Genomic DNA, 7,739 nt, shown 5'->3' with positions numbered 1-7,739 from the left:
GACCTGAACCTGATCCTGCCGTAGATCGACGGTTCCTACACCACCCCGCGGGACACGACCATGTGCTGCGCGCTTACAATAAAAATATGGGGTTATTTTCTAAACAGCGATATAACGAAGTTGATATTAAAGGAGGTAGTAATGAGAAATCATCAATTTACCGCCGTTATTGTCGGCTTGATCGTATCACTGGGAGCAGCTCAATCGGCCATGGCTCAGGGATATTCGATGTGCCAATTTCCCGGTGATAATAGGCCATCTCTTGTATGCGGCCGAGGATGTCCACGGGGATCGTCAACGATTGCATATAATCCTGGGAATCACGCGAGATGCAACAAACCAACCGAGTCACTGCCGGAAGGGTGCACCAAGCGCGCTAATCTGGCAGATCTGGGATGGTCCAGCGGACACAAGACTAAGTTTTGCCAGCGAAGAGGTTATGATGGAGTGACGAACACTACTGGTGGTGGAAACGATTATCATAAAAACGGTGGCGGTTGGTGCTACTCGGGTGATGTGAAGGCCTGCACGCCTCAATAGATATTACCGGTGATTGAGAGCACCTTGTGTGAGTGCCCAATTCCGAGTACCCCAAATGCCTCTGGCTGATGTCGAGTAAGATATTAGGACGAAGATATAATTTTCGGCAAGGTGGGTCGTATTGAATGCAAAATGATCTTAAAGAGTTTTTGAAGCGGGTAAGTAACGTCATTGGCGATCTTGCTAATAGTCTGCAAGACTATGTCGATGAAGAAAATAACGATGCTCTTAAAGAATCATACAAAGAGCAGATTGCCGATGCAAAAAAACTTGATGAGGATATCATGGAGATAATCGGTCAGCTTTCTCGCGATGGATTGAATTCTAAGTAGCTCGTGACTCTAAAGAGGTCGGATGAAAATCCGGCCTTTTTTTGCGCGTCTCCACCATATCCACTGTGATCATAATTCAATGTGAGAAGGGAATGCGTGATGAGTCGTCACGACTTGCCTGTCCGACCTGAAAGCGGAGCTTCATCTGCATCGATCGGTTGGGACCGACCACTTCAAACATTCTTTGCTCAAGTCCGTCGTATAGAAGACGGAGAGGAGATCTCTTTCATTTGGGAGGGCATGGCGCCAGGCGAACTAAGGATGCCAGCAGATGCAATCAGGATCCTTGCGCCATTCTGTGAAATTCCTGCGGATCTCGGGAAGATGTTAGAGCTGGATCGGCTAAAAACGCTTGGCCAGCTGGATGGTGATGCTCAGGTTGCCGTCAAAAGGTTCATCAGACCTTCGTGAAGCAGATTCCTGCTTCCTCGAATTCTCAATCGTTTTTCAAGCGACGAAGATATTGACGGGCCTTAGCTAACTCAAAGAGTGTTCTCGCGTCGAAGTCGTTATCGATACCAGCCAAGCGATACTCCTTTATTGCCCATAATCGAACTTCGCGAACCTTGCGGCCAAAAGCGCCAGGAGACCAATCTTCATTAATCAGACGTGCAATCACCTCTTCGCTAATTTCATCTATCGTCATTGATCGATCCTCCATCGTCTGGAGGACTATTATCTCTATTCTGAATCGAGCAACCTCAATTGATATCGCGGCTGATAGCATCGAGAAGAACATTCTCGATGAGCGCGCGTTCGCACGCGGCCGGGCCTGAAACGGCCCGGGGGGAGAGGGGGAGGGAGGAAGATGTCCCGGACATGAGGTTCGGGAGTATCTGGAGAAGCAGCATGAGCATGAACATCGGTAGCCTGAAGGCAAACGAAGACGGCACTCTGATCGGTCGCATCACGACGCTGGGTTTCAACGCAGTGGTCGCCCTTCGGGAAGTGAACTCGAGCAACGAACGCGCCCCCGCTTTCGACATGATGGGCCTGTCGGCCGATCGGCGGACCTGGGTGAAGATCGGCGCCCTGTGGGAATACACCTCGAACGAAACCGGCGAAGCGTTCCTGTCTGGCCGCCTCGACGATCCCAGCCTGGAGAAGCCGCTCGACGTGGCAATGTTCAGGCAAGACGACGGTTCGCTGAACGTAAGCTGGCGCCGACCACAGCGCCGCCGCGCAGCGCCCAGCTTCGGAAGCAACGATGCCCTCCCGCCGATGCCGCCTGCCGGTTCGGACGAAGGTCAGGGCAATACTGGTAGCGGCGCTGCAGCCGGTGGTGACGGCCTCGGGGAGAGCACCGCGCCCGCGCCGTCGTCCGAAGCAGGCGGTCGTCGCAACGCGCGCAGCAAAGCTGACGATACTGTCGCCGCCTGAATGATCTCACAACACCGGCGCCTCGCCCCCCGGCGCCGGTGGAAAGGCCCGCTGCCCTCGCCTCAAGGGTAGCGGGCCTTACTTTTGATAAATGCTCTCACGATCCTCAGAAACGGCGAACACAGGACCGCATCAAAAGTATTGATGATCTACTGGTTTGTCTCTGAACAAAGAGCCCAGTCCGGGTTCAATGGATCGCCCTCCTTATTGACTATACAAGTACCTTTGTCTCGAATTTGCTTCAAGAGCTTGTCAGCTTCGACACAAGATGCTTCCTCTTCGTTGGGTGTGGCAGGAATCGTCACTGTTCTCTGATTTAGTGCGTCCCATTCTGTGCGCTCGGCACTTCGGGCTTTTCCGAAGATACAATTGGAGTTTGCAGTACCAAATTCGGAACGCAGAAGTGCGGATTGATCCAACAGCTCTTCGCGAGCTTGGCTTTTCTTAAATTGTGCCTGATCCTCGGCATCCTGCCGTTCACGCTCTGCCTTCGCCTGCGCAATTTGGGCCGCCTCTTGAGGGTGATCTCGTTTCCACTGCTCCTCCACGGCTACCTGTTCTGCAACCTTTCTTTGCTGAACGGTCGCTGCTGAAGGACCAAATATCTTAAAGAAAATCATCGTTGCTATTATGGCAGCGAGGAATGTTGCAATCAGTTGTGGTCCAATCGCCCAAAACAATTTTGCCTTCGCAATTGATGTGACACGACCATCAGTTAGCACATAATCAGGTTGAAGAGCGTTTCGGACTTTCTCACCGATCATGAAGCCATAGTATGACGCCGCAAGTGAAAAGATAAATCCGAAAAACTTTGCTAAAAAGTTTGCGTTCGCGATTTGCGAGGCGTTGGTTACATAAACTGAAATAAACGCTATAATGATAGCCGACAAAACTCTAGTCATGCTTCTCTGATGCCCCCACCGTATCTGGCCGATTAGATTAGCCCGTTAATGTGCGTAGCCTATTTCTGTCAATGGATTGGCGGCCATCAGAGGCTAACTGAACTCAAGCCAGCGAAGCGCATCTTCATTAAAAGGATCCTCGCTATAGAACAGCGTTAAGGACACCAGCTTGAGGTTGAGAAACCCGCCTCTGCATGAACTCACAGCACCGCAGGTCACCTCTTTATTTCCAGCGGCTGTGGCTGCGCTGAAGCTCGCTGTCGCCCAAGTGATTCCTCAATCCGATCCCCATGCCGTGAGGTGACTGTGCAGCGAACTGTCGGGGCCGTAACCGGCTTGAGCCGATCGTCTCCTATCTCGGCCTTACCATCATGCGGAGGGAGCGGTGACAGGATGCTCGGAAGCGGCAGCGCGGTTGAGGGCACAGGCGATAGGGTCCGCGAATAACCGATCAAACGGTTGAAAAGTTCATTGTGTGCAAAGCCCCAGAGAGTGCCGGCGGAGCCGACCGCCTTCGCCAGTGCCCCTTGCCCCCGGCCTGGCACCTACCCAACCCCGGCGTCCCGGACCGTGTTGGCCGCCTGCGGCGGCCTGCCCGCACCACCCCGGTCCTTAGGGGTTCCCCTCCGCTGCGCTCCGGTGGGTAGGCACCTGCCCGTGGGCTCAACAGGGGCACCGGCGGACGGTCCGCCGACACAACTGGAGGCTTACGCAATGAACAACGTCAACCTGGTCGGTCGCCTCGCTAAGGACCCTATCGCCCGCGACTTCCGCGACACCCGCATTACCGAATGCATCCTGGTCACCGAGCGCCCCCGCATCCGCGATGGCAAGGTCGAAAAGGACCCCGAAACGGGCTACCCGGTCAAGGACGCCGAGTTCCACAAGGTCACCATCTTCAACGGCATGGGGATGGGCGTGCGCAATCACAAGAAGAAGGGCGACCTGCTCGCGGTTCAGGGCCGCATCCACTATAGCCGCTGGACAGATAACGAGGGTCAAACCCGCTACGGCTGCGAGATCATCGCTGAGGAAGTCGAGTTCCTCTGATCCTCAAGAGGGCGGCGCAAGAGCGCCGCCCTTTCGCTTCGCTCCAATAGGAGACTTGCGATGCAGACCTTCGATATCACCCTTGAATGCAACCTCGCCAGTGCAGCTCGGCGCCTCGCCGACCTCGAACGCTTTGGCGAACGACGCGACGGTTTCATCGACACGCTGCAACCTTGATGCCCTCGGGCCCACAAACCTCTGCCTCATCTTCAACGATGACGAAAACATCGAGTCGAGATTGCCGCCGGCCATATGTACTTGGCACATTTCGGGCAGTTGGAAAGCCTTGGCATGCACCTGGCGGCAGCCGGTTGAGCCGCGATACCCGTGCTGAATGCGTTTGAGCCCTAACTTTGACCGTATTACGGCGTAACTGGCGTGCGGGGCTGCTTGCTAAGACAGGTCGATTTTGCGGACAGGAAATGCATCGCGAGGTGCCGGGTGGTTCTGCACGGCCTTGTCGACATGGCTGCGAACCTTCCACAGGAAGGTATGAATCGCCTCAACCTCTCCGCCGTCGAAGAATAGCCACTCCCCACCAAACACACTTAAAAAGTCGAAGGATCGCCCGTCACCGAGATCTGAGCGCAGGATTTCGCCGGTGATGTCCGAGTGCTCGTCATCGGAATGGGCATGAAGGCGGTTTCGGGAGTCGATCAGCCTGGAATGCAACGCGCGCTCCGACGGCTCTAGTGTGAAGCCGGCACCCAGAAGTTTCCAGCTGAACGGAGCCGCTTTGCCGCGCGCTGATGAAAATGGCCGCGCATAGGCCACCACCATCGCTGTCTCGTAGCACTTGAACTTTCTGCGATGCTCTTGGCTGGTATAGCCCGCCGACCAGTCGCATTCCTCCAGAAGAAATGTTGCGGCGCTCAAAGCATGGCGAAAATCGACAGCTGACATCATCAACCGAAACAGCTGGTTTCTCATGTGGTCTTCAGGTGTCGGTACGGTGGTAGTCATCTAGCCACGCATGGCGGGGTAGGATGGAACGATCAATCCTTCTTTGCCATGTCGTTTCGTGAGCGAAAGGCTGGCCTCAGGGCGAACGGAGGAAGCGGGCCCATCCCGCTGGCGCGGGACCGGGCTCTATTCCGCTAGGCCCGGCTTCGCCCTGGCGCGGCCAGGGCTGCAGGCGGGCCAAGCTCCACCGAGCCAGCCTGCGGCCGTCTCGGCGCTTCGCGTGACGATCCCTTGGGCGACCTCGCACGAGAGCGATCGGTATTGTCTCATTTATGAGGACGATTTGCTGTTAACCCGCGCGATGCGCGGGGCAAATCGGGATAACTCTCTAACATCTCGGTATCAGACAAGCTTCATCGCCGTAGTGTGAGGATCTCCACGCCCTTTCGTCAAGGATGAGCGGTCCCCCCAATTTTTCCGGGGCCCGGGATCGGCTGCGCCTCACCCAAACCCCAAAAAAATCGGCTCCCCCGCTCCCCGCTCCGCGGCGCGACCCTGACGGGCCGCGTCCCTGACTAAAGCGCGCCCGATCCTCCGATGACGATCATCTTTCATCTGATCCCGGATGAGAGAGTAATCATAATTGGAGGCTTTTATGAACAAGCTTAACAACTTCGCAGATCTCGCCGGTATCCTCGCCAACGACCGCATTGCCAAGGCATCGCAGGACGAAACCAACGCCGCCGCCTACAACGGAGCCTTCATCGAGCATTCGGAGCTCGCGAAGCTGTCGGTGATGGACGCGCCCATCGCAACCGAAATGCCTGACGCAGACATGGCCCGCGCCGCCGTGGAGCTTGCTGTCGGAACGATCTTCGACGTTTTCCGCGATACCCGCATGGAAGAATTCGCTCAGCAAATCGTGTGGGGTTTCGTGAACTCCTTCCACATGACGGCGCGCCTGGCGGAGGGACGCGAGGATGACGCGGCCAAGAAGCTGGGTGAGCTCGCGCGCATCAATGACTCCTCCGAGATCCACGCGGTTGAGATGGAGGAAACGCAGATGCTTTGCCAGACCCTTCAAGGTTGCCGTGAGGCCCTTGAAGCAATGCGCGACCACGCCTCGGCAGTTTACCGCGTCGAGACCGGCCGCCCCTTCACGGCAACGCGCGGTTCGCAGGTGTCTCGTTCTAGCGCAACAGCATCGCAAATCGCAGCTCGCGACTTCCTTGCCGCACGCTCTCGCCAGCGTAACGAAGATCACGCTCCCACCGGCCCGATGGTCGTGGTCTCGGGCGGTCAGGTCTGGCACGATCACGAGATGATCTGGGACCTGCTCGATGACATCAAGGAGCGCATCCCTGAAATGGTCTTGGCAACCACCGGCATGCGTAAGGGTGTCGACGCGATCGCAACAGGTTGGGCACAGGCACGTAAGGTCAAGTCGATTGCTTTCGTCCCAAGCGCCGCTCACGGGCAAAGTGCGCCGTTCAAGCGTAACGAAAACCTTGTGCGCCTCCGCCCGGTGGAAGCTCTCGTGTGCGAAGGTAGCGGCATTCAAGCGAACCTCGCGCAGCGCCTCCGCGGTGCAGGCGTTCCGCTTCATATCCGCCGCATTGATGACCAACGGTCGCAGCAGGGCCGCACTCGGGCGTAAGCGCCCTTTGGGAGGCTCGGGCATAGCCCGGGCCTCCCTTCTTCTTCTTTCGCGCCAATGCGCGGCTCAGGGGCATCGAACCCCTTCGCCGCGACCCGGACGTCCCCCCGATAGGGCGATGCACGCGGCAATGTCAGCCGTGGCATAAGAAGGACGATTTGCTGTTAACCCGCGCGAAGCGCGGGGCAAATCGTGATAACTCTCTAACATCTCGGTATCAGACAAGCTTCATCGCCGTAGTGTGAGGATCTCCACGCCCTTTCGTCAAGGATGAGCGGTCCCCCCAATTTTTCCGGGGCCCGGGATCGGCTGCGCCTCACCCAAACCCCAAAAAAATCGGCTCCCCCGCTCCCCGCTTCGCGGCGCGGGCCGGTGGGCCGCGTCCCTGACTAAAGCGCGCCCGATCCTCCGATGACGATCATCTTTCATCTGATCCCGGATGAGAGAGTAATCATAATTGGAGGCTTTTATGTTCAACTTCGCCGATATCGCCGCCCGCCACGCCCTCTCAGAAGGCACCGTTGCCGGCATCAATGAGAAGCTGGAGCAAATCTACAACCAGCAGTTCCGCGGCAACACCGCCGAAACCTACGAACGGTTTTCGGCCCGCCTCGTTGGGGCATATGACAGCTACTTTGAAACCCTCGACGGAAGTGAAAGATCAGCAGGCGTCGAGATGGCGATGCAGCGGTACGATTATGCCGAGCATCAGGACGACGGCGACGAGTTCGACGACAGCGCGTGCTCAATCTCTGGCATCGACATCGCATACTGTCACTGCGGCCGTCACGAATGATCGCCGACGTCCTCGCGGTGTGGGAGCTCCGAATTTGCGGAGCTTCCATACATTTCGTCCTCGGACAAACGCTCCTCTGGAGTATCGCGCCCCATCGGCGCGATCTTCTTTGCGCCAAGGCAGCGGCCGCGCGGCAGTGCCTTGCTCGCCGACGGGCCTTCGCCCGTCTCGCTTCGCGC

At 56.9% G+C, this 7,739-nt stretch carries 11 protein-coding genes; 7 read left to right on the top strand and 4 right to left on the bottom strand.

Features of this window, described 5'->3' with window-relative positions:
- The 3 genes from NTCA1_RS28900 to NTCA1_RS27410 all read left to right on the top strand — a co-directional run.
- A partial coding sequence (locus NTCA1_RS28900; RefSeq protein WP_236549610.1) for a hypothetical protein occupies positions 1-248 on the top strand: 248 nt, incomplete at its 5' end.
- Between the two features lie 417 nt (positions 249-665).
- Positions 666-872, top strand: a complete 207-nt coding sequence (locus NTCA1_RS27415; RefSeq protein ID WP_159832422.1) for a hypothetical protein — start codon at positions 666-668, stop codon at positions 870-872.
- A 99-nt stretch (positions 873-971) separates the two neighbouring features.
- Positions 972-1,283, top strand: a complete 312-nt coding sequence (locus NTCA1_RS27410; protein ID WP_159832421.1) for a hypothetical protein — start codon at positions 972-974, stop codon at positions 1,281-1,283.
- Between the two features lie 25 nt (positions 1,284-1,308).
- On the opposite strand, the gene NTCA1_RS27405 is transcribed toward NTCA1_RS27410, so the two are convergent.
- Positions 1,309-1,518, bottom strand: coding sequence for a hypothetical protein (locus tag NTCA1_RS27405; protein WP_159832420.1), 210 nt, complete (start codon positions 1,516-1,518; stop codon positions 1,309-1,311).
- 203 nt (positions 1,519-1,721) lie between these two features.
- On the opposite strand from NTCA1_RS27405, the gene NTCA1_RS27400 reads away from it, so the two are divergent.
- Positions 1,722-2,252: a DUF736 domain-containing protein gene (locus NTCA1_RS27400; RefSeq protein WP_201282616.1), complete on the top strand. Its 531-nt coding sequence runs from the start codon at positions 1,722-1,724 to the stop codon at positions 2,250-2,252.
- Between the two features lie 149 nt (positions 2,253-2,401).
- On the opposite strand, the gene NTCA1_RS27395 is transcribed toward NTCA1_RS27400, so the two are convergent.
- Positions 2,402-3,154 (bottom strand): DUF4407 domain-containing protein, encoded by a 753-nt coding sequence (locus NTCA1_RS27395; protein ID WP_159832419.1) that lies wholly within the window; start codon positions 3,152-3,154, stop codon positions 2,402-2,404.
- Between the two features lie 714 nt (positions 3,155-3,868).
- Here NTCA1_RS27395 and NTCA1_RS27390 point away from each other — a divergent pair.
- Positions 3,869-4,204 (top strand): single-stranded DNA-binding protein, encoded by a 336-nt coding sequence (locus tag NTCA1_RS27390; RefSeq protein WP_159832418.1) that lies wholly within the window; start codon positions 3,869-3,871, stop codon positions 4,202-4,204.
- 393 nt (positions 4,205-4,597) lie between these two features.
- On the opposite strand, the gene NTCA1_RS27385 is transcribed toward NTCA1_RS27390, so the two are convergent.
- A complete protein-coding gene (locus tag NTCA1_RS27385; RefSeq protein WP_159832417.1) occupies positions 4,598-5,167 on the bottom strand; it encodes a hypothetical protein in 570 nt (189 codons plus the stop codon).
- 595 nt (positions 5,168-5,762) lie between these two features.
- Here NTCA1_RS27385 and NTCA1_RS27380 point away from each other — a divergent pair.
- Together NTCA1_RS27380 and NTCA1_RS27375 are read left to right on the top strand one after the other, a co-directional pair.
- Positions 5,763-6,764 (top strand): DUF2493 domain-containing protein, encoded by a 1,002-nt coding sequence (locus NTCA1_RS27380; protein WP_159832416.1) that lies wholly within the window; start codon positions 5,763-5,765, stop codon positions 6,762-6,764.
- Positions 6,765-7,233: 469 nt separating this feature from the next.
- Entirely contained in the window at positions 7,234-7,560 is a 327-nt protein-coding gene (locus NTCA1_RS27375) for a hypothetical protein (RefSeq protein WP_159832415.1), read from the top strand.
- Here NTCA1_RS27375 and NTCA1_RS28895 read toward each other — a convergent pair.
- The coding region (locus NTCA1_RS28895; protein ID WP_236549609.1) for a hypothetical protein at positions 7,551-7,739 on the bottom strand (189 nt) is incomplete at its 5' end. The genes NTCA1_RS27375 and NTCA1_RS28895 overlap by 10 nt on opposite strands.

The sequence above is a fragment of the Novosphingobium sp. TCA1 genome (genome assembly GCF_009811895.1).
GTDB lineage: Bacteria > Pseudomonadota > Alphaproteobacteria > Sphingomonadales > Sphingomonadaceae > Novosphingobium > Novosphingobium panipatense_A.
This window is presented reverse-complemented; position numbering and strand designations above follow the sequence as displayed.